Origin of the sequence: Butyricicoccus sp. OF10-2 (assembly GCF_003481925.1) — a bacterium.
Taxonomy (GTDB): domain Bacteria; phylum Bacillota; class Clostridia; order Oscillospirales; family Butyricicoccaceae; genus Agathobaculum; species Agathobaculum butyriciproducens.
Map to the genome: position 1 here is coordinate 52,546 of NZ_QUMC01000008.1, position 25,627 is coordinate 78,172.

The 25,627-nt window shown below is 53.1% G+C and carries 25 protein-coding genes and 2 pseudogenes; 4 read left to right on the forward strand and 23 right to left on the reverse strand.

Going from position 1 to position 25,627, the window contains the following annotated elements:
• The first annotated feature begins 50 nt into the window (after nt 1–50).
• From pdxS to DXB00_RS18135, 4 genes and pseudogenes are all read left to right on the forward strand, one after another.
• Nucleotides 51–923 (forward strand): pyridoxal 5'-phosphate synthase lyase subunit PdxS, encoded by an 873-nt coding sequence (gene pdxS, locus DXB00_RS06060; RefSeq protein ID WP_117750799.1) that lies wholly within the window; start codon nt 51–53, stop codon nt 921–923.
• A gap of 1 nt (nt 924) precedes the next feature.
• Nucleotides 925–1,509, forward strand: a complete 585-nt coding sequence (gene pdxT / locus DXB00_RS06065; protein WP_117750800.1) for a pyridoxal 5'-phosphate synthase glutaminase subunit PdxT — start codon at nt 925–927, stop codon at nt 1,507–1,509.
• A gap of 260 nt (nt 1,510–1,769) precedes the next feature.
• Nucleotides 1,770–2,057: pseudogene (locus tag DXB00_RS06070) on the forward strand (transposase); the annotation flags it as partial.
• Nucleotides 2,032–2,313: a helix-turn-helix domain-containing protein gene (locus DXB00_RS18135; RefSeq protein WP_158578346.1), complete on the forward strand. Its 282-nt coding sequence runs from the start codon at nt 2,032–2,034 to the stop codon at nt 2,311–2,313. The pseudogene DXB00_RS06070 and the gene DXB00_RS18135, both read left to right, overlap by 26 nt.
• Before the next feature lie 87 nt (nt 2,314–2,400).
• Here the strand turns inward: DXB00_RS18135 and DXB00_RS06080 are convergent, their stop codons facing one another.
• The 23 genes and pseudogenes from DXB00_RS06080 to DXB00_RS06185 form a co-directional block, all read right to left on the reverse strand.
• Nucleotides 2,401–3,213 (reverse strand): Cof-type HAD-IIB family hydrolase, encoded by an 813-nt coding sequence (locus DXB00_RS06080; protein WP_118729853.1) that lies wholly within the window; start codon nt 3,211–3,213, stop codon nt 2,401–2,403.
• Nucleotides 3,210–4,130, reverse strand: coding sequence for an RluA family pseudouridine synthase (locus DXB00_RS06085; RefSeq protein WP_118729852.1), 921 nt, complete (start codon nt 4,128–4,130; stop codon nt 3,210–3,212). Before DXB00_RS06085 ends, DXB00_RS06080 begins: the two co-directional genes overlap by 4 nt.
• A gap of 2 nt (nt 4,131–4,132) precedes the next feature.
• The gene (gene lspA / locus DXB00_RS06090; protein WP_110436776.1) at nt 4,133–4,603 is read right to left on the reverse strand and encodes a signal peptidase II; all 471 of its coding nucleotides are present in this window, start codon (nt 4,601–4,603) and stop codon (nt 4,133–4,135) included.
• Between the two features lie 61 nt (nt 4,604–4,664).
• A pseudogene (ileS, locus tag DXB00_RS06095) lies at nt 4,665–7,453 on the reverse strand (isoleucine--tRNA ligase).
• A gap of 27 nt (nt 7,454–7,480) precedes the next feature.
• On the reverse strand, nt 7,481–8,074 hold the full coding sequence (locus DXB00_RS06100) for a DivIVA domain-containing protein (protein ID WP_117488033.1): 594 nt from the start codon (nt 8,072–8,074) through the stop codon (nt 7,481–7,483).
• Nucleotides 8,075–8,168: 94 nt separating this feature from the next.
• Nucleotides 8,169–8,447, reverse strand: a complete 279-nt coding sequence (locus DXB00_RS18140; protein ID WP_147358098.1) for a YggT family protein — start codon at nt 8,445–8,447, stop codon at nt 8,169–8,171.
• A gap of 9 nt (nt 8,448–8,456) precedes the next feature.
• Nucleotides 8,457–8,957, reverse strand: a complete 501-nt coding sequence (locus DXB00_RS06110; protein WP_243022707.1) for a cell division protein SepF — start codon at nt 8,955–8,957, stop codon at nt 8,457–8,459.
• Between the two features lie 20 nt (nt 8,958–8,977).
• Nucleotides 8,978–9,454 carry a YggS family pyridoxal phosphate-dependent enzyme gene (locus DXB00_RS17105; protein ID WP_330423121.1) on the reverse strand — a complete coding sequence of 159 codons (477 nt, stop codon included), beginning with the start codon at nt 9,452–9,454 and terminating at the stop codon, nt 8,978–8,980.
• Nucleotides 9,418–9,702 carry a hypothetical protein gene (locus DXB00_RS17110; protein ID WP_243107177.1) on the reverse strand — a complete coding sequence of 95 codons (285 nt, stop codon included), beginning with the start codon at nt 9,700–9,702 and terminating at the stop codon, nt 9,418–9,420. Before DXB00_RS17110 ends, DXB00_RS17105 begins: the two co-directional genes overlap by 37 nt.
• Nucleotides 9,699–10,988 (reverse strand): HlyD family efflux transporter periplasmic adaptor subunit, encoded by a 1,290-nt coding sequence (locus tag DXB00_RS06120; protein ID WP_118729849.1) that lies wholly within the window; start codon nt 10,986–10,988, stop codon nt 9,699–9,701. Before DXB00_RS06120 ends, DXB00_RS17110 begins: the two co-directional genes overlap by 4 nt.
• Before the next feature lie 19 nt (nt 10,989–11,007).
• Nucleotides 11,008–11,256 carry an RNA chaperone Hfq gene (gene hfq / locus DXB00_RS06125; RefSeq protein ID WP_199667438.1) on the reverse strand — a complete coding sequence of 83 codons (249 nt, stop codon included), beginning with the start codon at nt 11,254–11,256 and terminating at the stop codon, nt 11,008–11,010.
• A 32-nt stretch (nt 11,257–11,288) separates the two neighbouring features.
• On the reverse strand, nt 11,289–12,230 hold the full coding sequence (miaA, locus tag DXB00_RS06130) for a tRNA (adenosine(37)-N6)-dimethylallyltransferase MiaA (protein ID WP_118729848.1): 942 nt from the start codon (nt 12,228–12,230) through the stop codon (nt 11,289–11,291).
• Between the two features lie 16 nt (nt 12,231–12,246).
• The gene (mutL, locus tag DXB00_RS06135; protein WP_118729847.1) at nt 12,247–14,253 is read right to left on the reverse strand and encodes a DNA mismatch repair endonuclease MutL; all 2,007 of its coding nucleotides are present in this window, start codon (nt 14,251–14,253) and stop codon (nt 12,247–12,249) included.
• A 60-nt stretch (nt 14,254–14,313) separates the two neighbouring features.
• Entirely contained in the window at nt 14,314–16,908 is a 2,595-nt protein-coding gene (mutS, locus tag DXB00_RS06140) for a DNA mismatch repair protein MutS (protein WP_118729846.1), read from the reverse strand.
• Between the two features lie 15 nt (nt 16,909–16,923).
• The gene (gene miaB, locus DXB00_RS06145) at nt 16,924–18,321 is read right to left on the reverse strand and encodes a tRNA (N6-isopentenyl adenosine(37)-C2)-methylthiotransferase MiaB (protein WP_118729845.1); all 1,398 of its coding nucleotides are present in this window, start codon (nt 18,319–18,321) and stop codon (nt 16,924–16,926) included.
• A gap of 12 nt (nt 18,322–18,333) precedes the next feature.
• The gene (locus DXB00_RS06150) at nt 18,334–18,537 is read right to left on the reverse strand and encodes a hypothetical protein (protein ID WP_119214624.1); all 204 of its coding nucleotides are present in this window, start codon (nt 18,535–18,537) and stop codon (nt 18,334–18,336) included.
• On the reverse strand, nt 18,525–19,001 hold the full coding sequence (locus DXB00_RS06155) for a TIGR03936 family radical SAM-associated protein (protein WP_119214625.1): 477 nt from the start codon (nt 18,999–19,001) through the stop codon (nt 18,525–18,527). The genes DXB00_RS06150 and DXB00_RS06155 overlap by 13 nt, the downstream gene beginning before the upstream one ends.
• On the reverse strand, nt 18,994–20,844 hold the full coding sequence (locus DXB00_RS06160; protein WP_118729885.1) for a TIGR03960 family B12-binding radical SAM protein: 1,851 nt from the start codon (nt 20,842–20,844) through the stop codon (nt 18,994–18,996). The genes DXB00_RS06155 and DXB00_RS06160 overlap by 8 nt, the downstream gene beginning before the upstream one ends.
• A 131-nt stretch (nt 20,845–20,975) precedes the next feature.
• Nucleotides 20,976–22,838 carry a heavy metal translocating P-type ATPase gene (locus DXB00_RS06165; RefSeq protein ID WP_119214626.1) on the reverse strand — a complete coding sequence of 621 codons (1,863 nt, stop codon included), beginning with the start codon at nt 22,836–22,838 and terminating at the stop codon, nt 20,976–20,978.
• Entirely contained in the window at nt 22,835–23,671 is an 837-nt protein-coding gene (locus tag DXB00_RS06170) for a hypothetical protein (RefSeq protein WP_119190794.1), read from the reverse strand. Before DXB00_RS06170 ends, DXB00_RS06165 begins: the two co-directional genes overlap by 4 nt.
• Before the next feature lie 5 nt (nt 23,672–23,676).
• Nucleotides 23,677–23,982 (reverse strand): ArsR/SmtB family transcription factor, encoded by a 306-nt coding sequence (locus DXB00_RS06175; RefSeq protein WP_117750896.1) that lies wholly within the window; start codon nt 23,980–23,982, stop codon nt 23,677–23,679.
• Nucleotides 23,983–24,202: 220 nt separating this feature from the next.
• Nucleotides 24,203–25,126 (reverse strand): SPFH domain-containing protein, encoded by a 924-nt coding sequence (locus tag DXB00_RS06180; protein WP_117750812.1) that lies wholly within the window; start codon nt 25,124–25,126, stop codon nt 24,203–24,205.
• Between the two features lie 12 nt (nt 25,127–25,138).
• Complete coding sequence (locus tag DXB00_RS06185; protein ID WP_117750813.1) at nt 25,139–25,585, reverse strand: NfeD family protein; 447 nt, start codon at nt 25,583–25,585, stop codon at nt 25,139–25,141.
• Nucleotides 25,586–25,627: the final 42 nt, after the last annotated feature.

Here is a 25,627-nt window from a genome sequence, read left to right on the forward strand (position 1 = left end):
TTGGGCGTATAATGCGTTCATATACCAAACAACAAAGGAGTCTGAACGACATGAGCGTACAGTATAAGCTGAACAAGGAGCTGGCCCAGATGCTGAAGGGCGGCGTCATTATGGACGTAACCACACCGGAGCAGGCGAAGATTGCCGAAGCAGCAGGCGCATGTGCAGTTATGGCGCTGGAGCGCATTCCGGCTGACATCCGTGCAGCAGGCGGCGTTTCCCGCATGAGCGACCCGAAGATGATTCGCGGTATTCAGGAAGCAGTTTCCATTCCGGTTATGGCGAAGTGCCGTATCGGTCACTTTGTTGAGGCACAGGTTCTGGAAGCAATCGAGATCGACTATATTGACGAGAGTGAAGTGCTGTCTCCGGCGGACGATGTATACCACATTGATAAGACACAGTTCAAGGTTCCGTTTGTATGCGGTGCGCGTGATCTGGGTGAAGCTCTGCGCCGCATCGCTGAAGGCGCAGCAATGATCCGTACCAAAGGTGAGCCGGGCACAGGTGATGTTGTGCAGGCAGTTCGTCACATGCGCGCTATGAACGCAGAAATTCGCCGTGTGCAGAATCTGCGTGAGGATGAGCTGTTTGAGACCGCAAAGCAACTGCAGGTTCCGGTTGAACTGCTCCGAAGTGTGCATGAAAATGGCCGACTGCCGGTCGTAAACTTTGCAGCAGGCGGCGTTGCAACTCCGGCTGACGCAGCACTGATGATGCAGCTTGGCGCAGAAGGCGTATTCGTTGGTTCGGGCATCTTCAAGTCTGGCGATCCGGCAAAGCGTGCTGCAGCAATCGTAAAGGCGGTTACTAACTACACCGATGCAAAGCTGATTGCAGAACTGTCTACCGATCTGGGTGAAGCAATGGTTGGCATTAACGAGAACGAAATCGCATTGCTGATGGCAGAGCGAGGCAAGTAAAATGGCAGTTGGAATTCTGGCGCTGCAAGGCGCCTTCGCAGAGCATGCCGCAGTGCTGGATAAACTCGGCGTACCGCACTTCGAAATTCGCCAGAAGCGCGATCTGGATCAGCCGATGAATGGTTTGATTATTCCGGGTGGCGAAAGCACAGTAATGAATAAACTCTTGCGCGAGCTGGATTTGTATGATACGCTACGTGAGCGGATTCAAAGCGGACTTCCTGTATTCGGAACCTGTGCCGGTCTGATTCTGCTGGCTAAGCAGATTGATGGTGGCATACCATGCTTCAGTGTGATGGATATCCGCGTAAAGCGTAATGCCTATGGCAGACAGCTTGGCAGTTTTTTCACGGATGATCGGTTTGGCGGTAGCGAGAGAATACCGATGACATTCATTCGCGCACCATATATTGAGAGCGTAGGAAATAATGTCGAGGTGCTATCCGTTGTTGACAGTAATATTGTTGCTGCACAGCAGGATAATATGCTCGTGACCGCATTTCATCCGGAATTAGATATGGATTTGACGGTGCATCAGCATTTTATTCGGATGGTTGAGCAGTTTCGGTTGAAGAATGCGGGATAACTAAAATAAGCGGCTCTGTAAGAGCCGCTTACAGTCTGTCGAAAAACCCAGTTGCCATTAAGCGGCAACTGGGTTTCTATCACATATACAACAGAAAATAGACAGGTCCTTAGGGCTCCTTTGCTACTGCAATGTGTGACGGAAATGTGTGACGGAAATGTGTGACGGAGCCGGATCCGATGCTGAGTATGCTGGAATGACTGTGCATAGAGCTCATGGAGGTCGAGGTGGACCAGCAGCTAGGAGCAGAGAAAAGTCAGCGCATTGTCAGCATGGTGGTACTTATCGTGTGCGGTGTGGATGAAAACGGTCATAGGGATATCATTGCCGTTGAATCTATGGCCGAAGAATCCGGGAGCTCCTATGGAGTGCTGTTTCAGAATCTGGAGGACCGTGGTCTGTCCACGCCCAGGCTTATCATTTCAGATGCACACGCCGGACTGGTTTCGGCAATTCGTGAATCCTTTCCCGACGCCTCATGGCAGCGCTGCAAGGTGCATTTCATGCGGAATATTCTGGCCTATGTGCCGCAGAAAGAGAAGAAATCCTAATCGTATTCGTGAAGCAAGGCGACGTTCCGGTGTTTCGACGCTTAAAATTGCTTCGGCGCTCGGTATCTGCCGCGATACGGTCTATCGCTGGGAACGTGGCGAAACATTATTGTCGTCCAGCGTCCTGTTGAATCTGGGGTACATTTTTGGTGTAACTTGTGATTGGCTGGTATGTCGTAGCGATGACCCGTATAAAACAGTTGACGGGGTAGATATTCGTAGTGTAGAATCTAATTTAGACATAGGAATCTAATTATACAAAATAAAGATTTTGTATAATTAGCAAACCATCTATCTATTAACAATTAACTGTTTTCATCCTATTAACAATTAACTGTTTTCATCCTATTTTCTCCAGATACTCTATCATATCAGCCACCGCACGATCATTATTAGAACTTACCATCACATTTACATTTCGCAGCACTTCCGGCTCTGCATTGGCCGGTGCAAACGAAATCTGAGCTTCTTGCAGCATGGATTCATCATTGTAGCTGTCGCCAATAGCAAATACACGTTCAACGTCCGGTAAGTATTCAACAATACTTCGTAGAGCCGAACCCTTATTCACACCTGCGGCTGTGATTTCACAGAATGTCGGCATGCTGGATGTCACATCAAATACATGCGGATACCGAATCAGTAAATCCTGCGTCAGTGCGGTGATTGGTGCCGGTTCACCGGTAAAATTGACCGTACACCAATCCGCAGTTGCGCTTTTTGCAAACTGCTCATTAGAAAGCATCTGATAATCTAAATGCAGCTTGCGCATGTGCTGCAGCGTGTGATCGCTCATTTGCCGAATCAGCGCTGTTTCGGCGGTAAAAACCTCACATCCAAATTGTGAATTATTTAACAATACATGCTCAATCATTTCTTTCGTCTCGTACGGCATACCGGAACAATGCAAAATCTGGCGATTTTCATCGCAAATCAATGAACCATTCATCACACTGTATGGCGCATTGACCGGCAACTGAGCTATATATGTGCCAATAGCATGAGGAGAACGGCCGGTCGCAAGCGACAGCCGTCCTCCCTGTTTCGTAAAATATTGTAATGCGCGCAAATTTTCTGCCGGAATTTGCTTTGAATCATCGAGCAGCGTACCATCCATATCGCAGGCCAGCAGCATACCCTTAAACTTTTTCATTGCATACGCTCCAATTTATCAAGAACTTCAGTAAAATATTGTGGCAGCGATGCCGAAAACTCCATCCGCTCCCCTGTTTTCGGGTGCGTGAGCGTCAGCTTCGCTGCATGCAGACATTGACCGCCGATATTGGAAAACCGGTCTTTTTTCAGTCCGTACACCGGATCACCGATAATCGGATGACCAATAGATGCCATATGTACGCGAATCTGGTGTGTACGTCCGGTCTCGAGCTGAAATGCCATATATGTGTAGCCGTTATATCGTTTGATGACAGTATAATGCGTGATTGCTTCACGTCCGCCCTCCACGATTGCCATTTTTTTTCGATCCGTCTTGTGACGGGCAATCGGCTTATCCACCGTTCCGGTATCATCCTTGACAGAACCAACCACAATCGCTTCATAGCCGCGATACGCCGTATGCGCCGCAATCTGAGCTGCCAAGCTCTGATGTGCGGCGTCATTTTTCGCCACAACGAGCAGACCGCTGGTATCCTTATCAATACGATGCACAATGCCCGGTCGATGTTCACCGTTAATGCCAGAAAGACTGTCACCACAGTGGTACATCAATGCATTTACCAACGTGCCGTCCCAGTTGCCGGCCGCCGGATGCACAACCATGCCGCGTGGCTTGTTGACCACCACAATATCTGCATCCTCATAAACGATGTCCAGCGGAATATTCTCTGGCTTGAGATCAACTTCCTTTAACTCCGGAAGCTGAATCGTAACCGCCTCGCCGCCGACCAGCTTGTAATTTTTCTTGAGCGGCTGACCGTTACAGCTTACTGCCTGCTCTGACAGCAGATTCTGCGCCGCAGAGCGGGTCAGTCCTTCAATCTGCTCTGCCAGCCAGCTGTCGATACGCTTGCCGGATTGCTCTGCCGGAACCGTAAATTGCAATTCACTCATGGTTACTTCTCCGCTTCGCTTGTTTCCTTGTGCTGAAACATAAAATATAGCACAAACAGTACACCACCTGCACAAATGAAGATATCTGCCACATTAAATACCGGAAAATGAATCAGACGGAAGTCAAACATATCGACAACAAAACCGTGTGCTACACGATCAATGGCGTTGCCGAGTGCGCCTGCCGCTACCAGAATCAGCGACCAGCAGCCAAGCTGAGTCTGCAGCATATTCTTATAAATCGCTGTGAAAATGGCAACTGTAATCACAATGGCCAGTACAACGAAAATCCAGCGTGAATCAAACTGCGCGAACAGGCTGAATGCTGCACCGCGATTCTCGATATAAGTCAAGTGAAACACACCATTGATCAGCGGAATGGTCTGCTGTGCCTGCAGAGACGTAAACGCCCAGTATTTCACTGCCTGATCTGCCGCGATCATCAGCAAGATTGCACAAATATAAATCGGCATCTTCTACCTCCAAAACAAAAAGGAGGAACAGAATTGCTCTGCTCCCCCTTGGATTCTTCTTTTAGCCTACAACCTTGGCACAGCGAGCACACAGACCCGGATGCTTTGCATCAGAACCAACGGTCTTAGCCTGCTTCCAGCAACGCAGGCACTTCTCACCTGCTGCGCGGGCAACAGCAATCTTCAGACCCGGCAGATTCTCGCTTGCAACGCCCTCACCGTCACCGGCAACGACATCAAGTTCGGAAACAATGCACAGATCGGCCAGATCCTGACCACAGCCGTTCAGGAATGCAGCCTGTTCAGCGTCAGCGTAAACAGTAACGCATGCTTCCAACGGCTTGCCGATGGTCTTAGCAGTACGCGCACCCTCGAGCGCCTTGTTTACGTCATCGCGGAATGCGGTCAGCTTGTCCCACTTAGCACGATCCTCATCGCTGAAGGACAAAGCCTCGTCAGCCTGCGGCATCTCGTTATATGCTACGTTGCGAGCATCATCCTCAGCAGCGTGCGGCATAGCCTGCCAGATTTCGTCTGCGGTAAAGCACAGGATCGGAGACAGCATGCGAACCAGCGCACTCAGAATACGATAGATCGTAGTCTGTGCAGAGCGGCGGCTCAGACCATCGGTCTCATCGCAGTACAGACGATCCTTGATCACATCGAGGTAGAAGTTGGACATATCAACAACACAGAAATTATGAATTGCATGGAATACGGTGTGGAATTCGTAGCTATCATATCCCTCACGAACCTTTGCAGCAAGGTCGTTCAGCTTCATCAGTGCCCACTTATCCAACTCCGGCATATCTGCGTATGCAACAGCGTTGGTCTTAGGATCAAAGTCAAACAGGTTGCCCAGAATGTAGCGAGCCGTGTTGCGGATCTTGAGGTAGTTCTGAGACAGATGCTTGAGCATGTCCTTGGAAATACGCATATCCTGACGGTAGTCAGAAGAAGCAACCCACAGACGCATTACGTCTGCGCCATACTGCTTGAGGATATCCTCCGGAGCAATACCATTGCCCAGAGACTTGGACATCTTCTGGCGCTCCTCGTCAACGATCATACCGTGGGTGATAACCGTCTTGTACGGAGCCTTGCCCTGCGTAGCATAGAAGTCAGCATCGAGGACTGGAACCAGCCGCGATACTGGTCATTGCCTTCCAGATATACGTCAACCGGGGTCTTCTGACCTTCGCGGTTCTCGATAACAGCACGCCAGGAGGAACCGGAGTCAAACCATACATCCATGGTGTCGGTTTCCTTGTCGAACTCGCTGCAGCCGCACTCACACTTGGTGCCTGCCGGCAGAATCTCAGCAGCCGTCATGTCGAACCATGCGTTGGAGCCCTTTTCACGGAACAGATCAGCAACGGTCTTAATCGTCTGCTCATTTACCAACGGCTTGCCGCACTTCTTGCAGGTGAAGATCGGAATCGGAACACCCCAGACACGCTGACGGGAAATACACCAGTCGGAACGCTCACGGATCATGGAGGTCATGCGCTCCTGACCCCAACCGGGAATCCACTTGATGTCCTCACAAGCCTTGACTGCGTCATCCTTGAGCGCATCAACAGAGCAGAACCACTGCTCGGTGGTACGGAAGATGATCGGGTTTTTGCAGCGCCAGCAATGCGGATAGCTGTGCACGATGTCCTCGGTTGCGAGAAGTGCGCCGCAGTCATCCAGATCCTTGAGAATAACCTCGTTGGAATCGTCAACAAACATACCCTCGTACTTGCCGGATTCGGCGGTGTGACGGCCCTTGCCGTCAACCGGAACGATAATCGGGATGTTGTACCTCTGGCAAACGATAAAGTCATCAGCACCAAAGCCCGGAGCGGTATGAACACAGCCGGTACCGGCATCGAGCGTTACATGGTCACCGGTGATAACCAGAGAATCACGGTCGAACAGCGGGTGCTTGGTCTTGATCAGCTCCAGATCAGAGCCGAGAACGGTTGCGAGAACTTCCCAGCTGTCAATGCCGGCAGTCTTCATAACAGAAGCAACCAGTTCCTTAGCCAGAACATAAATCTCGCCGTTCGGAACCTTAACGAAATCGTACTCGAAGTTCGGGTTCAGAGAAATTGCAAGGTTGCCCGGAATGGTCCAGGTAGTGGTGGTCCAAATTACGAAATATACATTCTCCTTGGTACCAAGCAGCTTGGTGATAACACCCTTGTCATCGGTTACAGCGAACTTTACAAAGATAGACTTACACGGAACATCCTTGTACTCAATCTCTGCCTCAGCCAGTGCGGTCTCGTCGTGCGGGCACCAGTAAACCGGCTTCTGACCCTTGTAGATATAACCCTTCTTAGCCATCTCGCCGAAAATCTCAATCTGAGCAGCCTCGTAATCGTGGGTCAGGGTCAGGTACGGACGATCCCAGTCGCCGATAACGCCCAAACGCTTAAACTGGGTACGCTGGGTATTGACATGATCGTGTGCGAACTCTTCACACTTGGAGCGGAACTCCGCAGTGGAAACCTTGCTGCGATCCATGCCGTAAGCCTTGATTGCCTGACGCTCAATCGGAAGGCCATGGGTATCCCAGCCCGGAATGTACGGAGCCTGATAACCCATCATATTGCGCGAACGCAGAATAAAATCCTTGAGGATCTTATTCAGTGCATGACCCATATGCAGATTGCCGTTTGCATACGGAGGGCCGTCGTGCAGAACGAAAAGCGGCTTGCCCTCGTTCTTCTTCATCAGTTCATGGTAGAGGTCGTTCTTCTCCCAGTTTTCCAGAAAACCCGGCTCGCGCTTCGGCAGACCGGCACGCATCGGGAATTCGGTTTTGGGCAAATTGATCGTATTGTTGTAATCCTGCTGCATTGTGCAGTATTCAGTCCTTTCGCTTATTTACTTAACGTCCTTCGGGTCGTATTCAGTGCCGAACTGCAGTTCGCCGAAGTCGAATTTACGCGTTGCATCTTCCACTGGTGCATCGCCCTTCCCAGTCGCATTTGTGTTCTTTGCATCTTCAGTCTGCTGTACCGGAGCGAGGTTTTCGCCCTTCGCCAACTCTGCCAATGCTCTTGCCTGCGACTGATACAGCTTTGCTACATGAGCGATAAACTCAGCAGTGTTCTTGCGGGCAGTCTCCAGTTTCTGTTCCTCGGTGTTGATTTCCGCCTGGGTGTCTTTCACCTTGTTTGCGGTTTCATCCTTCGCAGAAGCAATGATCTCCTCTGCTTCCTTCTTTGCCTTGTCGATTGTCTCCTGTGCAATCGACTGAGCGGTCAGTAGGGTACGGTGCATTCCTTCTTCAACACCGCGGTATTCTTCAATTTTATCGACCAGCACCTTCATTTTTGCCTTCATAGCAGCGTTTTCCTTCTGCATCGCTGCAAATTCCTCTGCAACACGCTCGAGAAAAGTATCGACAGACTTCATGTCATATCCGCCGAAAACTGCTTTTTCAAAGCCGATTTCTTGTATTTCCTGCACCGTCATATGTTTTTCCTCCGTCTTTATATCATTTGCCGTACTGACACGGAAAAATGGTCGGGCTGCGCCCGACCAAATCAGCGCCGTTTGTCCGGCAGGCTTAAAGCATATATACCATTTGTTCTAAAACAATCAGAACAAAAAATGCCAGCATAAACGCAAAATCAAACGGACAATTCCGCAGTGCACTCACGCGGCTCAGCAGACTGCGAAAAGGTTGAATGAGCGGCTCGGTAACAAGGCACAGAAACTCGTAGATTTTTGAGTCGCTGCCCTGTACGAACCAGCTCATGATTGCCCGTGCAAAAAACATAAACTGCAGAATGCGCAATAAGCTTCCTACGAAATATATTACCAAGCTGTTCACGATAGTACTCACGATCTGCGCTTAGAAATACATACCGCTGTTTTCCAGTTCGTCGATCAGATCGCCCATAATATCAACATTGTAGGGTGTGATAATATAGGTGCTGTTTGCAACCTTCTTGATCTTGCCTTCGTTTGCATACGCAACACCGCTGAGGAAGTCCACCAGGCGACGGGCAATATCCTTGTTGGTCTGCTCCAGATTGAGGACAACCGTACGCTTGTCCTTGAGATGATCTGCAATCTCTGCAGCCGCCTCAAAGCGATCCGGCTTGACCAGAACCACAGCCAGCTGTGTAGTAGTATTGATGTTTACAACCTTATCGCTTCGATCGTGACGGCGCACCTGAGGCGCGTCCTGTGCATCACTGTCGTACGAACGGTCATAGGATCTTCTATTGTAAGATGATGGCTCGCTATCCATCGCAGGTTCTTCGTTTCTCTGACGGGGCATCTCGTCTTCGTAGTCGTCCTCCAACTCGCTGCCCTTTACCCAATCAATAAAGCCTTTGATTGAACCCATGCCAAGTTCCTCCTTATGTTTTAAGGCGAAACGATCTGATACGGCCGTTTGCCAAAGATCGCCGTGCCCACGCGAACCATGTTCGCTCCGCACGCAATCGCCGTTTCAAAATCATTCGTCATTCCCATAGACAAATAATCCATATCTACATTATCGTATTTTTTCGTCAAAATGTCAATAAATACTTGACGCATTTCGGTAAAGTAGTTTGAATTTTTTGTTTTTTCATCTGCAACGGGAGGAATTGCCATCAATCCGCGGATATGAAGTGACTTTTTTGCGCTCAATTTCACGATCGCATCGTGCAGTTCTTCGGGCGGAAGACCGCTTTTTGCGGCTTCTCTTCCGATATTTACCTCCAGAAGAATATCCTGACAAACACCGCGCTTCTCGGCTTCCTTGGCGATAGCCTCGCCGAGATGAACCGAGCCGACTGACTGAATCAGCGAAACCTTGCCGATCAGATACTTGACCTTGTTGGTCTGCAGCGTGCCGATAAACTGAGGTCTGCGCCATCGTAGGCGTCCTGTTCATACTTCTCCTGCAGCTCCTGCACACGGTTTTCACCGCACACGCGGATGCCTGCTTCGATGGCTACCTGCACGCGCTCGGCGTCATTCATTTTGGTCGCAGCCACCAGCGTAATTTCACTGGGATCGCGCCCTGCCTGCACGGCGGCATTGTTGACGCGCTCGATCACAGATTTTACGCGTTCCTGCAGTTCTTTCTTTTCTTGCTCCGTCATGTTTTCACCACCATATTGTTTTGCAGATTTTTACCTTGAACGATAACCTGGTCTCGCTCGACCAGCATATCGGAGTCGGTCGCACTCTGTTTGACGACATAATAATCGTCCGCCTCAAACAGCTCGTTAATCATTTTGAATTTCTGTATCGAGCCGCTCAGGATGAACACGCCGGGGATTTGCGTGGTCTTTCCGTCGCTGTCTGTTTGTTCCTGCACGCGGACGGCACTCTTCGGCACCTTGAGTCCGGTGTAGGTCGCAATGATAATTTCGATTGGCTGTTCGCGCATGGAAACCATTTCACTGCTGAATTCTGTGCCTTCCATCACCAGCAGAGCTGTATCGCTGTCACCTTGATGGTTGATGGAATGCACGGTTACTTTGGATTCCATCGAAGCCTGCGTAAAGTTTACCGTCAGCTCCTGACCGACCTGCAGACGCTCGGCCTGCTCGGCCGGAATCTTAGCTGCCAGATACCAGTTGAATCCCTTGACGATCTTGCCGAGCGAATTGCTGTTCTCAGCAGACGGCTGCTGCGCAACGGTCTTGTCAAACTGCTCCACGGTCATCTCATCCAGTGAGGATGGTGTGAGAATACTCTCGTATCCATCCACTACCTCGGAGAAATATCCGGACGAAGATGCAGTAAGTTCCGTGGTCCGGCCGGTAAGCTGATGCTCAAGCGAGGACTGCTCAGAAACCAAAGCGTCACGTTCGGCAGATACCTCGTTGGTATCCACATTGCCTGCCTCACGGCGTAGCGACAGCGTGCGCAGCGAACTTGCGGCGGATGCGACCGAAGAACCGCTGCCTTCCTTCACCTGCTCGGCCAGCTGCTCGATCGTCAGCGTGATGACCTGATCCAGCTTTGCGATGTTTGAGCTGTCCGATGCGGACTGCAGCGCCGTATCCAGAAGAGAAATACGTTCCTCCAGCGGATCGAGCTGTCGGCTCAGGTCCATAGATTCCTGATCGGAATAGATGATTGCCAGCGGTGCGTCCTGCTGTACGCGTTCACCGCTGTACACGATGTGCTTGACCGAGCTTCCCGTGGCATTGTCGATCGGTTCTTCATCGCGGAAGAACCAGCCATCGCTCGTAAAGCTGTCATTAACTGTGACATGCAGAGCCGGTGTGGTCTCCGGTGCAGCCGAAAAAGCGTTAGAAAGACGGCCGCCCAGATAAATCACCATCAGCACTGCCGCAATGATAAATACAACGCGGTTTCCGCCGTCATTCCGCCGTTTTCGCAGCTTGGATTTTGTGCTTTTTGTCTGTTGTCCCATGTAAAGACCTCGTATATGTTCACTGTTCCGCACGCTCCCCTCTCGGTGCATGGAGATCGACTCTATGCTGTGGGATCAGAGTAGAGATTGCGTGCTTATAGATCATTTGCTGTTTTCCGTCGCTCTCCAAAATCACAACGAAGCTGTCGAATCCGCGGACGATACCGCGCATCTGAAAGCCGTTCGTTAAAAATACGGTGATGTTCTGCGCCTGCTGACGCAGTGCACTGAGCATTCTGTCCTGTAAGTTGATTTCGTTTCGCACAATGATTCCTCCAGTTGAAATTACAATTTATGGTATCATTGTACACCGTGGTTTTGAAGATATTTTGTCGTTTCCTGTAAGACGAAAGGAAGTTCTTCTCCACTATTATAATATATCCAGTGGATGCTGTCATCCCTTTTCAGCCAGGTAAGCTGACGTTTTGCATAATTTCTGCTGCGGCGCTTGAGCAATTCGGTACATTCTTCCAATGTTTGCTCGCCGCTCAGATAGCCGAGCAGCTCTTTGTAGCCGATGGCCTGCGCGGCAGTGCCGGTCAGCAGACCGCGCTCCACCAGCCGTTTCGTCTCCTCCAGCAGACCGTTTTCCATCATAAGATCCACTCTGCGGTTGATGCGGTCATACAGAATTTCACGGTCAGACGGGCAAACACCGATCTTGAGCGCATCATACTTTGGCTCCGGGCGCTTGTTCCTGCGGTTAAATTCGTCGATCGTCATACCGGTCTGCTCATACACCTCAAGAGCACGAATGACGCGCTTGAGATTATTCGGGTGCAGACGTTCCGCTCCGGCCGGATCCACCTTAGCCAGACAGTCATGTACCACCTGATTGCCCTGCTCAGCCGCCATCCGCTGATATTTCTCACGCACGGTCAGGTCGGTCTCATCGCCGGAGAATACGCTGCACTCGATGAGCGCGTCCATGTACAATCCTGTGCCGCCAACAACGATCGGTGTCATCCCGCGCGACAGAATATTCTGCGCAGCAGCGTCTGCCAGTTCGACATACCGCGCCACTGAGAACGTTTCGCCGGGCTCGCATACATCGAACAGATGGTGCGGTACGTCCTGTCGTTCCCTCATATCCGGCTTGGCGGTGCCGATATCCATTTCACGATAAAGCTGCATGGAATCCGCAGAAATGATCTCGGTATGCAGTTGTTGCGCCAATGCGACCGATAAGGCGGTTTTGCCGCTGGCAGTCGGTCCGCAGATGCAGATCAAACGGTTTTCCATGCTGTTTCCTCACTTTTTATTGATTTACACGCTTGAACATCTTGTCAAGCTCATATTTGGTCAGACGAACGGTCGTCGGTCTGCCATGCGGGCAGGAACGCACGTTGTCATCGTTCAGCACCCGCTCGCACAGGTCCTGCAACTCGGTCATCGTGGTTGGCTTACCTGCCTTGATTGCCGCCTTGCATGCTACTGTATGAATCAAATCATCCAGACGATCCGGCACGGTGGTACGGCTGTTCATCGCCTTTTCGGCCAATTCACTGATGACGCTCTGCACATCGCCGCTATCCAGATAAGCGGGCACGCTACGTACGGCAAAGCTGTTCTCGCCAAAGCTGTCGATGGAAAAGCCTGCCTGACGGATGTCCGCGATCTGCGACTGCACAGCGGCGGCTTCCTCGCCGGTCAGCTCTACAATTACAGGCGTGAGAAGCTGCTGCTGCGGCATATCGGTCTCCGCACGCAGCTTGTTAAACAGAATACGTTCATGCGCGGCATGCTTGTCGATGAGAATCAAGCCGTCCTTGTCCTCAGCAATAATGTACGTCTGGAAGCATTCGCCGATTACACGCACACCGGCATCCAGCGGCTGCAGGATCTGCGGCTTATCCTTGACCTCCGGTGCGCTGACAGGCGGCACAACAACCATCGGTTCATCTTCCGGCTCCGGTTCCGGCGTATGCACGGCAGGTGTTGGTTCTGCGACCGACGACTCAATCGACTGTGCCATTCGCGGACGAACCGGTTCCTGCGGTTCGTCCTGCAGGATGCGCGGCGCGGACAGATAACTCGATGCACTGCGCGGACGCTCTGCCTTTGGCGGGATAGACACGAGGAAATCTTCTAAATCCGGTGCTTCCTCGTCGTTCTTTACCGGTGCAATCGGTGTTGGCTTGACACTCGGCGTGACAAACGGCTTAGGGTCTACCGGCTTTGGAATCGCAAACCGCTGCTGCTCATGCGTCAGATTATCTTCACGCGGCTTGGCAGGCGCTTCCTTCTCCTTGTGCTCCAGATGCGGCATATTGTCGTTTGCGGCAAGCGCATTCTTGCAGGCAATATACACGACCTCGAAAATCGGCTTTTCCTGCGAAAATTTGACCTCGGTTTTTGCAGGATGCACGTTGACGTCGACCGCCGACAGCGGCAAATCCAGGAAAAGCGCACCAGACGGATATTTGCCGGTGATGATTGCATTGCGATAGGCCTCTTCCATTGCAGCCTGCATAAGACGGCTCTTGACATAGCGGCCATTGACGAAAAAGTGCTGCATGGAACGGTTGGCACGTCCGGCGTGCGGCTTGACAATGTAGCCGTGCACGGTCATACCGTTGCGCTCGGTCGTCGGCACTTCAATCATATTGGCAGTCATTTCCTTGCCGAATACGCCGAACACCGGTGCAATCAGCTTGCCCTTGCCGTCCGACGAGAATACCTGCTTGCCGTCGCGAATGAGCGTGAACGCAATCTCCGGATGGGAGAGCGCCGCATGCTGTACTACGCCGAGAATGTAACCCGCCTCGGTGAAGTCCTTTTTGAGAAACTTCATGCGAGCCGGTGTGTTGAAGAACAGGTCGCGCACAACGATTGTTGTGCCTTCCGGACAGCCGGCTTCCTCCTGTGTCTGAATCTCACCGGCTTCCAGATGCAGGTGCAGACCCGCAATCGAACCTGCCTGACGCGTGAACAGATCAATGCGCGTAACCGACGAAATCGCAGCCAGTGCTTCACCGCGGAAGCCCAATGTGCCGATAGCATTCAAATCTTCCTCGGTACGCAGCTTGCTGGTCGCGTGGCGGCGGAAGGCCACAGGTGCATCCTCTGCCGACATGCCGCAGCCGTTATCCGCAATACGCAGATAGGTAATGCCGCCGTTTTCGATCTCCACCGTAATGCGGGTAGAACCTGCGTCAATCGCATTCTCGACCAGCTCCTTCGCCACAGAGGACGGCCGTTCAACAACCTCTCCTGCCGCGATCAGATCCGCAAGATGCGGAGATAATTCATGAATCACTGCCATTTTTCTTTGTTTTCCTTTCCGGAACAAATCATGGTTGGTCTTTCCTGCCCTGATAAATGATTAAACCAGCTTTTTCAGCTCATACAATGCGTTGAGCGCCTCGATCGGCGTCATGGTGTCCACCTGCAGTGCACGCAGCCGCTCTGCGACTGCGTCGCCGGAGAGCGAATCTATCGTAATCTGCGGAACGTCTTCCGGTTCCTCGGCTACGGCGTGCAGCTCGATTTTCGGCATAGTGGATTCCAGATCCGCCAGCACAGCCTTTGCCCGCTTGATAACCGGATTCGGCACACCGGCCAGCTTTGCAACCTCAATGCCGTAGCTGTCATCCGCGCCGCCGCGCACGATTTTGCGCAGGAACGTAATGTCATCACCGCGCTTTTTGACCGCGATATTGTAATTCTTGACGCCCTTGACCAAATCTTCAAGCACGGTCAGTTCGTGATAATGCGTTGCAAACAGCGCGCGTGCGCCGATGCGCTTTTTGTCCGCTACATACTCTACGACTGCGCGGGCAATGCTCATGCCGTCATAGGTAGAGGTGCCGCGGCCAATCTCATCCAGAATAATTAGGCTGGACTTGGTAGCGTGCCGCAGAATATCCGCGACCTCGCTCATCTCCACCATGAAGGTGGATTGACCGCTCGCCAGATCATCCGACGCGCCGACACGGGTAAACACGCGGTCTGCCACGCCGATATGCGCGGACGAGGCCGGTACATACGAACCAATCTGCGCCATGATGGTAATCAGTGCCACCTGCCGCATATAGGTGGATTTGCCTGCCATATTCGGGCCGGTGATGATAGCGACGCGGTTTTCCTTGCTGTCGAGCAAGGTGTCGTTCGGGATGAACAGACTGTCGGACAGCATTTTCTCAACAACCGGGTGACGGCCGTCCTTGATGTCAATGCGGTCGGAAAAATCCACCACCGGACAAACATAGTTGTTATCACATGCCACATCAGCCAGAGCGCACAGAACGTCAAGCGCTGCGATAGCCTGCGCGGTTTTCTGCACGCGGTGTACCTCGGCGGCAATCTGGTCACGCACAGAGACAAACACCTCATACTCGAGTGCGGTCAGCCGCTCCTGCGCACCGAGCACGGTGCTCTCGAGCTGTTTCAGCTCCTCGGTGATATAGCGCTCGCTGTTCGCAAGCGTCTGCTTACGAATGTAGTTCTCCGGGACCGCCTCCGCATTGGAGCGGCTGACCTCAATATAATAGCCGAACACGCGGTTGTAGCCGATTTTCAGCTTGCTGATACCGGTACGCTCGCGTTCCGCCTGCTCGATTTCGGCAATTTTACCCTTACCGCCGGACGCAAGGTCGCGCAGACGGTCAATCTCCTCGTTGAAGCCCTTGCGGATCATGCCGCCTTCCCGAAGAAGAATCGGCGGCTCATCCACGATGGCCTGCTCGACCAGCGCGCGGATGTCTTCAAGCAGATCAATCTTGCCGGTCAGCTCACGCAGCATAGCCTGTCCGAACAGAGCAGCCTGCGTTTTGATCTCCGGCAGGCAAGAAATTGCCGCCGACAGCGCACGCAGATCACGGCAGTTTGCAGTGCCGTAGGCTACGCGCCCAATCAGGCGCTCCATATCGAACACCCGCTTGAGTGCGTCCGTCAATGCCGTGCGGGCAATTACATCGTCACACAATGCACCTACCGCCTGCTGACGGCGTGCAATATGCAGCGGATTATACAGCGGTTTTTCAATCCACTGACGAATCAGGCGCGAACCCATTGCCGTGCGCGTGTGGTCAAGCACCCACAGCAGCGTGCCCTTCTTCTCCTTGGTGCGCATAGTCTCGCAAAGCTCGAGATTGCGGCGTGCGATCAGGTCAAGCTCCATATACTGGCCTTGATGGTACACCTGCAGCTGATTCAGACTGGAAAGGCTGGCCTTCTGCGTCTGCTCGAGGTAATCCAGCAGACCGCCGAGGCACTGCACAGTGCACGGCAGGTCGGTCAGACCGGCAGCGTCAAAGTCCTGCACCTTGAAGTGCTCCTGAATGCGTTCCGCACTGCGCTGTGCCTCAAAGCACTCCTCCGGCATCGGCTCGATAAGCGCCTCCAGACGTTCCTTCAGAAAGGACTGAAGGCTGTCTGCAGAAATGGCTCCGCCGCCGACCAGCACTTCACGCGGCGCAAAGCGTCCGAACTCGCTGGTGATGTCATTCCAGTTATCCGAGCCGGTCGCGTACACCGAACCTGTCGTAATATCAGCAAAGCATACGCCGACAGAACCACCGGCTGCATATACGCAGCCGAGAAAGTTGTTCCGATTTTCATCCAGCATGGAGGCTTCCACGACCGTACCCGGTGTCACGCGTCGGATGATCTCGCGCTTGACCAGACCTTTTGCCTTTTTCGGGTCCTCCATCTGCTCACAGATCGCGATTTTGTAACCCTTCTGCACCAGCTTGGCAATATAGCCTTCCGCGCTGTGATACGGCACGCCGCACATCGGTGCACGTTCTCCCTGACCGCAGTCGCGGCCGGTCAGCGTCAGCTCCAGCTCGCGGGAGACCAGCTTGGCATCGTCAAAGAACATTTCGTAGAAATCGCCCAGACGGTAAAACAGAATATAATCTTTATTTTTGTTTTTGATCTCAAAATACTGCTGCATCATGGGCGTCAGTTCAGCCATGTTCTTACCTCTTTCTTATAATTTGTGTGCAAACAGACAGCGAAGCGAGGTTTTCTCGATCTCTGCCTCGATAAATTCACCGATTTTGATATCGTCACCGCGTACGCAGACAAGCAGGTTGCCCTCGGTACGGGCGGTAAACGGATATTCCGGTCCTTTGGCATTGCCGTCTACAAGCAGCCGCAGCTTTTTGCTCTGATACGCCGCCTGCTTTTCAGCAACGATTTCATCCTGCGCCTTGAGCAGTCGCTCGAAGCGGCGCTGCTTGTCCTGCTGTGTTGCGTTATCCTCATAAGAGGCCGCGGGCGTGCCCGCGCGGGGCGAATACAGAAACGTAAACAGCAGGTCAAAACGGGTGTCCTGCACCAGCTTTAAGGTGTCCTCAAAATTCTCTTCCGTTTCGCCCGGAAAACCAACAATAATATCGCTTGACAGCGTAATATCCGGCATTTTCGACCGTGCATCCGCAATCAGCGACTTGTAGTGCTCTGCCGTATAGCGGCGGTTCATACGGTGCAGAATCTCATCGCTGCCAGACTGGAACGGCAGGTGCAGCTGCTTTGCAACCTTATCGCACTCTGCCATAGCAGAAAACAGTTTGGGAGACGCGTCCTTCGGGTGGCTTGTCATAAACCGCAGCCAGAAATCGCCGGGCACGGCGTTGAGACGGCGCAAAAGATCGGCAAAATCCACGTCAATGCCAAGGTCCTTGCCGTAGGAGTTGACGTTCTGCCCGAGCAGAGTAATCTCCTTATAGCCTGCATCGACCAGCTCGCGCAGTTCCTTTTCGATCTCCTCCGGTCGGCGGCTGCGCTCTCTGCCTCGCACATACGGCACGATGCAGTAGGTGCAGAAGTTGTTGCAGCCATACATGATGGACAGCCACGCCTTCGCGCCCTTGGCACGCAGCACCGGCAGGCCTTCGGCAATATCGTCCTCGCCGCCGATGTCAAATACGCGTTTTTTCTCGGTCAGCACGCGGTACAGCAACGACGGAAATCGCCAGAGCGCATGCGTGCCGAACAGGAGATTTACCTGCGGATAGCTTTTCTTGATCTTCTCGACATTCTTCTCCTGCTGGGCCATGCAGCCGCACATTGCAATAACAATGTCCGGCCGCTCTTTTTTCAGGTGGCGGAGTGCGCCGATGTTGCCGAACGCACGATCCTCGGCATGCTCACGCACAGCACAGGTGTTGAAAAGAATAAAATCCGCCTCATCCGGTGTATCGGTCATTTCGTAGCCCATTTCGGACAGCATACCGCGGATACGCTCGGTATCCGCCTCGTTCTGTTGGCAGCCAAACGTATGCGTATAGGCTTTGGGACGCTTGTCCCCCAACAGGCGGGCTACCGCGTCAATATAGGTAAACTGCGACTGCAGTTGTTCTTCGGAAACATTCTGAGTTGCCATGAAACTCTCCTTTTATCGGAATGGAGTGCCGTCAGAAGTAAACACGTTCATGCGGTGGTACGCGCTGAACGGAATTTCGTACTGCGGCAGATACTGCCGGATGGCACGGGTCAGGTATTCCGGACTCATGTTGTTATTGCCGGCAGCGGTGGTGACAACAGCGGTCACCTCATCAGGACCATCGGTCACGGTCAGGTCGCGCATCAGCTCACGCATATTGACGACCTTTTCGCCTCTCTTGGAGCGTTTAACGATTTCGACCACCGGACGGCGGAACAGATCGCGCACGTCATCGGCAAAGCCTTGGGCGTACCGCCCTCAAAGCCCCAGGTGATGCGGTACTGCGACCATTCGATCGAACCGACCTTCATGCCGCCGTCGGCAAGCGGGTAAATCTCGATTGCACGCAGGCCCTCGGGAAATACGTCATTGAGCGCTTCCACCGCATTTTCCGGCACGGCTTCTGCCGTGATATTGAAATCCAGAAATTCGCACTCGCCGGAGTAGCCGGTCGAGAGCGGCAGCGCCACCGAAACATAGGCGTGCTGATTGAAGCCCTCGGTGAACCACAGCGGCATCTGGCAGCGTGCCATCGAACGCTGCATGGCGTGCATGAGATCAAGGTGGGAGATATACTTGGCGCGTCCCTCCTTGGCAAACTTCATTCTTGCCTTAAACATGGCACTTGCCTCCCTTCAGCAAAGCGCTTGCGCCGCAGCCGGCACACTGGTGCATACAGTCCGGCGTGATAGCCGCTTCGCGGGAACGCTCCCACTCACGCTTGAGGTGCTCTTTGCGCGTGCCGCAGCCGATGTGATCCCACGGGAACACCTCGTCCATCGGACGCTGACGGGATGCGTAGAACGCGGGATCCAGTCCGCAGTCGCGGAACGCCTGCATCCACTTGTCAAAGTCGAAGCACTGATCCCAGCCGTCCATCTTGCAGCCGCGCTGCCACGCCAGCAGAATCGCCTTGCCCTGGCGGCGGTCGCCGCGTGCAATAACGCCCTCGAGTACCGAGGTCTCGGCATCATGCCAGTTGTAGGTGACATTCTTGGTTTTCATGACCACCTTGAGATGCGCCTGCTTCTCGCGGAACTGCTCGAGCGTGTCCTGCGCGTCCCACTGGAACGGGGTCTGCGGCTTGGGCACAAAGCACGAAGCCGACGCTGTGATACGCACGCCGCGCGCACGGTTGGGCGTGTTCTCACGCCAGCAATAGGCGACCTTTTTGCAAATGTCGGAAATGCCGTCCAGATCCTCGTAGGTCTCGGTCGGCAGACCCATCATAAAGTACAGCTTGACATTATTCCAACCGCCCTGAAAGGCAATCTCGCAGGCATGGAGCACGTCCTCCTCGCGGATGTTCTTGTTGATAACATCGCGCAGGCGCTGCGTACCGGCCTCACATGCGAACGTCAGGCCGCTTTTGCGGGTTTTCTGTACGCGCTCCATCAGTTCGGCGGAAAAGCTGTCCGCACGAAGAGACGGCAGTGACAGACTGATATGACGCGGCTCACAATAGTCGAGCATACACTCGGTCAGACCGGACAGCTCACCGTAGTCGCTCGTAGACAGCGAGGACAGAGAGATTTCCTCGTAACCGGAGTTCTTGAGCACCGCCTGCGCCTGCTTGAGCAGCACTTCCTTGGACTTGGTACGCAGCGGACGATAAGTGTGACCGGCCTGACAGAATCGGCAGCCGCGTGGACAGCCGCGGAACAGCTCGATCATCGCACGGTCGAACACGATGTCGGTCGAAGGCACAACAAAGGACTCCGGATAGTACATGGTATCCAGATCCTTGACGATGCGCTTCTGCACGAGAGCCGGTGCACTGTGCGTCGGTGTGACGCTCTCGATTGTGCCGTCCTCGTGATACTTGACTTCGTACAGCGAAGGTACATACATGCCCTCGATCTGTGCTGCCGCAATCAGAAATTCCTGCTTAGACCAGCCTTCGCGCTTGGCCTTGCGGTACAGATCGGTAAATTCCAGCATGATCTCCTCGCCGTCGCCGATCATGAACAGGTCAACAAAGTCAGCCAGCGGCTCCGGATTGTAGGCACACGGACCGCCGCAGGCTACAATATGCTTGAGTTCGGTACGGTCCTTTGCCAGCACCGGAATACCGCCGAGATCCAGCATATTCAGAATGTTGGAAAACGACAGCTCGTACTGCAGCGTAAAAGCGATAATATCAAAGTCCGACAACGGGTCACCGCTCTCCAGACCGTACAGCGGCAGTCCTGCCTCGCGCATTTCAGCCTCCATGTCAATCCATGGCGCGCAGACGCGTTCGCACCAGATGCCCTTCTGATCGTTGAGCAGACCGTACAGGATACGCGAACCGAGGTGAGACATGGCAACCTCATAGGTATCCGGAAAACAGAACGCAAATCGTAGATCGATGTTCTTTTTATCTTTCATCACCGAGCCCCATTCACCGCCGACGTAGCGTGCCGGCTTCTGTACACGGGACAAAATGGCTTCCATCTTTTTATGCAAGACGTATTCCTCCATTTTCATTCATACAGATTATTGTATCATATCCTTCCGAAAAAAACCATACCGTTTTTGACCGTTTTCGCGCAGAAAGTACACGAAACAAAAATAAACGCGAAGGAAGCTTTTACACTTCCTTCGCGTTTTGCTTATTCCTCCGAAATTTCCGGCTTGCTGCCGAGCAGTCGGGTCGTATTGAACACGGTCAGCACCGTGAGTACAGCATCGACGATAACTGCCATCCACATCTGCGCCAGACCGATCAGCGCCAGTACAGCAAGCACCAGCTTGATGGCGGCCAGCAGTGTCAGATTCTGCATTGCAACTCCGTGTGTAGTCTTGCAGACCTGAACAGCCTCGCCGAGACCGCTCAGATCATTTGCGGTAATCAGTATATTCGCCGCATCCGCTGAATAGCGGGAGCCGCGCGTGCCCATTGCCACACCGACATCGGCCATCTTGAGCTGCTCGATATCGCTTACGCCGTCGCCGACATAGGCGGTCGTGCCGTCTGTCGGAATCGTGCGCATCATAAAGTCCAGCTTCGCTTGCTTTTCCTCGGGCATCAGGCCGCAGTGAACGGTGTCAATACCGGCGGCATTTGCAATTCGCTGAGTTGGTGTCTCAGCGTCACCGGTGATAAGCACCGTGCGCTCAACACCCTGATCCTTGATCTTTTTGATCGCGTCAGCAGCGGACGGACGAACCGTATCCTCCAATTCAATCACACCGATGTGCTCCCCTTCACAGGCGATGTAAACAACCGTGCCGTCAATATCCGGCAAGCCCTTGACACCGCGGGAGACCATCAGCTTGCGGTTGCCTACCAGCAGAACGTGATCACCGATACGGGCGCGCACGCCACGGCCCGGGAATTCCTCAAATTCCTCGATCTTTGGCAGTTTTTCCTGGCATGCACTTGCGATTGCGCGCGCAATCGGATGCTGTGAAAGCTGCTCAGCTGCTGCGGCAAGTGCCAGACAGTTCTTTTCGGAAAACTCTTGTGTGGGATAAATCTTTTTAATCTGCAGATTGCCGTTAGTCACTGTGCCGGTCTTGTTGAACACGACCAGACGCAGGTCTGCAGTCCGTTCCATCGCTTCGCTGCCCTTCATGTGAACGCCTTCACTCTCAAGTCGGCCGCCGCCGCATACAAAAGCAAGCGGGACAGCCAGCGCCAGTGCGGTCGGACAGCAGGCAATGAGAAGCGTCAGTCCGCGATATACCCAGCCGGTCATATCTGAACCGGGCATGAACAGCGGCGGAAGTGCGGCTGCCAGTACGGCAATGACGATCACAACCGGAACCAGACGCTTGGCATTACGCTGCGCACTGTTTTCCAACGCTGCCTTGTGTTCGGCGGCCGCATTCTGTACGCGACGAATCTGACGAACCGCGCAGTCTTCATAGCGCGAGATCACACGAATCAGCATCAGAGAGCCGTTATACCGGCTGCCTGCCAGCACACGCGTGTTCTTATCAACTGCCATCGGCACGTTTTCACCGGTAAGCACGCTGTCATCCACCGTGCCGTCTCCGCGAAGTACAACGCCGTCAATCGGTACGCGCTCACCCGAGTGTACCAGAACCAGCTCGCCCAGACGGATATCTGCCAGCGGAACCTGACGCTGTTCGCCCTTCATGTTGACGACCGTTGCCTTTTCCGGCATGAAATCATGCTGCTGCGGCAATGCCTGATAGGTGGATAATAGAACGATATCACCTGCAATTTTGCCAATCTCAAACAGGATGAGCACGATCGTTGCTTCTGCACGGCTGCCGAGCGCGAATGCGCCGATGGATGCCATTAGCACGAGCAGATATTCATCGAAAAACGAGCCGTGTGTCAGATTGGTCAGCACACGCGCTGCAATCGGCAGCGCTGTGATCAAAAACGCCAGCAGGCAGAGCGGCAATGCCGCGCTCGAATCTCCCATTGCGATTCCGGCCACAAGAACGATTGCCGCGGCAGCCAGCCGTGCGCCTATACTCTGCATATCCAGCCGTGTCATCGCTGATAGGTCACTTCAGCGCCTTCCTGTATACGGCGTGCATTTTCTCGCCGCAGACGGGTCTGCTCACGCCGACGCATTTTCGCCCGGTACTGTGCCTTCTGCACGAAATTCATACCGGTGGTATCGTCCGCGTCCTCCGGAGCTTCGATTACCGGCGGTTCCGGCTTCTTTTCCTCCGGCTTTTTTTCATCCTTTGGTTTAGGCTTCTCCTTAGGTGCGGATTTTGCCTGTTCCTTTTTCTCCGCCTTGTCCTTTTCATGGTTTTTAAGTTTTTCTTTTAGCTTCTGCAGCCTGTCCGGCTTTTCCTCTATGATAGGCTCGAATTCCGCTTCCTCTGATTGTTCTTCCTCAGGAAGCTCGTCCTCTATACCTTCGTCGTCAAATTCCGGTTCGTCCCAGTCGCCCTCGTCTTCGGTCTCATCCGGCGAATCTTCTTCTTCGTCAAATTCGTCTTCCGCATCTTCCGGCGATTCCTCAGCTGCGTCTGATTCCTCCGAGGGCTTTGCAGCCTCAGCTGCCGCCGCTTCCTCTGGCGGCGTTTCCGCCTTTGGAGATTCGCTTTCACTTTGGTGCGATGTATCAGCTTCCGGTTCAGTTTCCGGCTGCTCCGCATTCTTGTCCGGCGGCTCAGGCTCGCCGGGCGGCGCTGATTCTTCTTTTTCAGGCGGTTTTTTGTTCTCTTCGGGTTTAGGCTTTTCCGGAGCGGCAAACAGCTGCGCTACTGCCGAATTTTCCAGATCCGCTAAAATCGAATCGACCTGTGCTAAAATATCTTCCGCCGTTGTCTGGTCCTTCTTCTGTTCCGAATCAGGGCGGTTATTTTCGCTCATTCCGTTTATCCCTCCTGCACGTGCGCGATTCCCTGTGCCAAAATGGTCTGAATATGATCATCGCACAGCGCATAGTATACTGTTTTTCCGGTTTTTCGACTCTTGACCAACCGCGCCTGTTTCAAAAAACGAAGCTGATGCGATATTGCGGACTGGCTCATGTTCAGCAGCGACGCAATATCACAGACACACAGCTCCGCGGACACAAGCGCCGCCAGTATCCGCAAGCGGGTCTTGTCGGAAAACGCTTTGAAAAAATCTGATGCGGCTGTAGTGATCTCCTCTGCCGGCATTGCGCTGCGCGCTGCCATAACTGCGTCCGTATGGACGATATGCTCCTCGCAGCACTCCAGTTCTGCGTCTGTATGCTTTGCCGACAATTTGATCCCTCCCGCAATATGTGCATATCTATTCAATTTATGATAACATTCCAGTCCACTTCTGTCAAGATCGAGTCGAACACAAATGACAATTTTGCGTGCAAAAAAGTCCTGCAGGCCGGATATGGTCTGCAGGACTTGAACGTAATTTTTACTTTTCGGGCTGTTCGCGCTTCGGATCGGTCATAACCTCCTTGAATGAGGTTGCCAGACCCGCAAGGCTCTGAATCTCGCTCGGGATAATGATCTTAGTTGCCTTGCCGTCAGCGGCGCTGCTGAATGCCTCGAGGGATTTCAGCTTGATAACCTGCTCCGTCGGTGCCGCTTCATTCAGCAGATTGATGGAGTCTGCCAGTGCCTTCTGCACGGTAAGCAGCGCTTCCGCTTCACCTTCGGCCTCCTTGATCTTGGCAAGGCGATTTGCCTCTGCAGCAAGAACAGTTGCTTCCTTTTCGCCTTCAGCCACCAGAATCGCGGACTGCTTTTTACCTTCCGCTACCAGAATGGACTCACGGCGTTCGCGCTCGGCCTTCATCTGCTTCTCCATAGATTCCTGAATAGCAGCCGGCGGAATGATGTTCTTCAGCTCCACACGATTTACCTTAATGCCCCAGTCATCGGTCGCTTCATCGAGGATGGAGCGCATTTTGGTGTTGATGATATCGCGGCTGGTCAGCGTCTGGTCAAGTTCGAGATCACCGATGATGTTTCGCAGTGTGGTTGCAGTCAGATTTTCAATTGCCGCCATTGGGCTTTCGATACCGTATGCAAACAGCTTCGGGTCGGTGATCTGGAAGTACACGACCGTGTCGATCTGCATGGTTACGTTATCCTTGGTGATAACCGGCTGCGGCGGAAAATCGACTACCTGCTCCTTGAGGGTCACCTTGCGGGCAATGCGCTCAAACAGAGGCACCTTGAAATGCAGGCCGGTGCTCCATGTGTCACGGTAGGTACCGAGACGCTCGATAACATACGCCTTCGCCTGCGGCACGATCACGATATTGCTTGCAATGAACGCGATGAGCAGAACAATCAGCACAATCCAGATGATGGGTACAATAATATAATCCATGATAACGCTCCTTTACAGTTGGTTCGGTTTTACAATCGCCTTGACGCCGCGGATCTCCACAACCGTGACTCTTGTCCCGATTGCAATTTGCGCGTCAGTCATACTGCGGGCTGTCCAGATCTTTCCGTTGATTTTTACCGCACCGGTCTCCAGAACATTGTCAATCGGTTCGGTAACAACGGCCGTCTGTCCGATGATACGATCTGAGTTGGTCGCCTGCTGCCGGCTGCCGAGAAAACGGCGGCAGAGCGGACGCACCAGTACAAGCAGCAGCGCGGAGAACACGATGAACACAATCCACTGCCCCATCAGTCCGACCGAAAGGCTGGCTGCAATGAGTGCCGCGACACCGCCGGCAGCGAACCAGATGCCGCACAATGTAAGTGTAAACGCCTCTACCGCTACACTGATGATAATGACAGCCAGCCAGATATACAGGCTGTCAATTCCAAACATCATAAACTATCCCCTCCTTTGGCAACAGTATAGCATGTGCATGCG

Excerpts from the sequence above, each read along its gene's own strand:
- DXB00_RS06175 (WP_117750896.1), bottom strand. The coding sequence starts at position 23,982 with ATGGCAGCGCGCAGCGCAATGCCGGCAGAGGAGATCACTACAGCCGCA.
- miaA (WP_118729848.1), bottom strand. The coding sequence starts at position 12,230 with ATGGAAAACCGTTTGATCTGCATCTGCGGACCGACTGCCAGCGGCAAA.
- DXB00_RS06120 (WP_118729849.1), bottom strand. The coding sequence starts at position 10,988 with ATGGGACAACAGACAAAAAGCACAAAATCCAAGCTGCGAAAACGGCGG.
- DXB00_RS17110 (WP_243107177.1), bottom strand. The coding sequence starts at position 9,702 with ATGACGGAGCAAGAAAAGAAAGAACTGCAGGAACGCGTAAAATCTGTG.
- mutL (WP_118729847.1), bottom strand. The coding sequence starts at position 14,253 with ATGGCAGTGATTCATGAATTATCTCCGCATCTTGCGGATCTGATCGCG.
- lspA (WP_110436776.1), bottom strand. The coding sequence starts at position 4,603 with ATGCCGATTTATATTTGTGCAATCTTGCTGATGATCGCGGCAGATCAG.
- pdxT (WP_117750800.1), top strand. The coding sequence starts at position 925 with ATGGCAGTTGGAATTCTGGCGCTGCAAGGCGCCTTCGCAGAGCATGCC.
- DXB00_RS06160 (WP_118729885.1), bottom strand. The coding sequence starts at position 20,844 with ATGGAGGAATACGTCTTGCATAAAAAGATGGAAGCCATTTTGTCCCGT.
- DXB00_RS06150 (WP_119214624.1), bottom strand. The coding sequence starts at position 18,537 with ATGCGTGAGCTGATGCGCGACCTGACCGTGACCGATGGTCCTGATGAG.
- mutS (WP_118729846.1), bottom strand. The coding sequence starts at position 16,908 with ATGGCTGAACTGACGCCCATGATGCAGCAGTATTTTGAGATCAAAAAC.
- DXB00_RS06185 (WP_117750813.1), bottom strand. The coding sequence starts at position 25,585 with ATGATGTTTGGAATTGACAGCCTGTATATCTGGCTGGCTGTCATTATC.
- DXB00_RS06100 (WP_117488033.1), bottom strand. The coding sequence starts at position 8,074 with ATGACGGTGCAGGAAATACAAGAAATCGGCTTTGAAAAAGCAGTTTTC.
- pdxS (WP_117750799.1), top strand. The coding sequence starts at position 51 with ATGAGCGTACAGTATAAGCTGAACAAGGAGCTGGCCCAGATGCTGAAG.
- DXB00_RS06165 (WP_119214626.1), bottom strand. The coding sequence starts at position 22,838 with ATGACACGGCTGGATATGCAGAGTATAGGCGCACGGCTGGCTGCCGCG.
- DXB00_RS18135 (WP_158578346.1), top strand. The coding sequence starts at position 2,032 with ATGTGCCGCAGAAAGAGAAGAAATCCTAATCGTATTCGTGAAGCAAGG.
- DXB00_RS06155 (WP_119214625.1), bottom strand. The coding sequence starts at position 19,001 with ATGTTTAAGGCAAGAATGAAGTTTGCCAAGGAGGGACGCGCCAAGTAT.
- DXB00_RS06180 (WP_117750812.1), bottom strand. The coding sequence starts at position 25,126 with ATGGATTATATTATTGTACCCATCATCTGGATTGTGCTGATTGTTCTG.
- DXB00_RS06080 (WP_118729853.1), bottom strand. The coding sequence starts at position 3,213 with ATGAAAAAGTTTAAGGGTATGCTGCTGGCCTGCGATATGGATGGTACG.
- miaB (WP_118729845.1), bottom strand. The coding sequence starts at position 18,321 with ATGGCAACTCAGAATGTTTCCGAAGAACAACTGCAGTCGCAGTTTACC.
- DXB00_RS06170 (WP_119190794.1), bottom strand. The coding sequence starts at position 23,671 with ATGAGCGAAAATAACCGCCCTGATTCGGAACAGAAGAAGGACCAGACA.
- DXB00_RS06110 (WP_243022707.1), bottom strand. The coding sequence starts at position 8,957 with ATGGGTTCAATCAAAGGCTTTATTGATTGGGTAAAGGGCAGCGAGTTG.
- DXB00_RS06085 (WP_118729852.1), bottom strand. The coding sequence starts at position 4,130 with ATGAGTGAATTGCAATTTACGGTTCCGGCAGAGCAATCCGGCAAGCGT.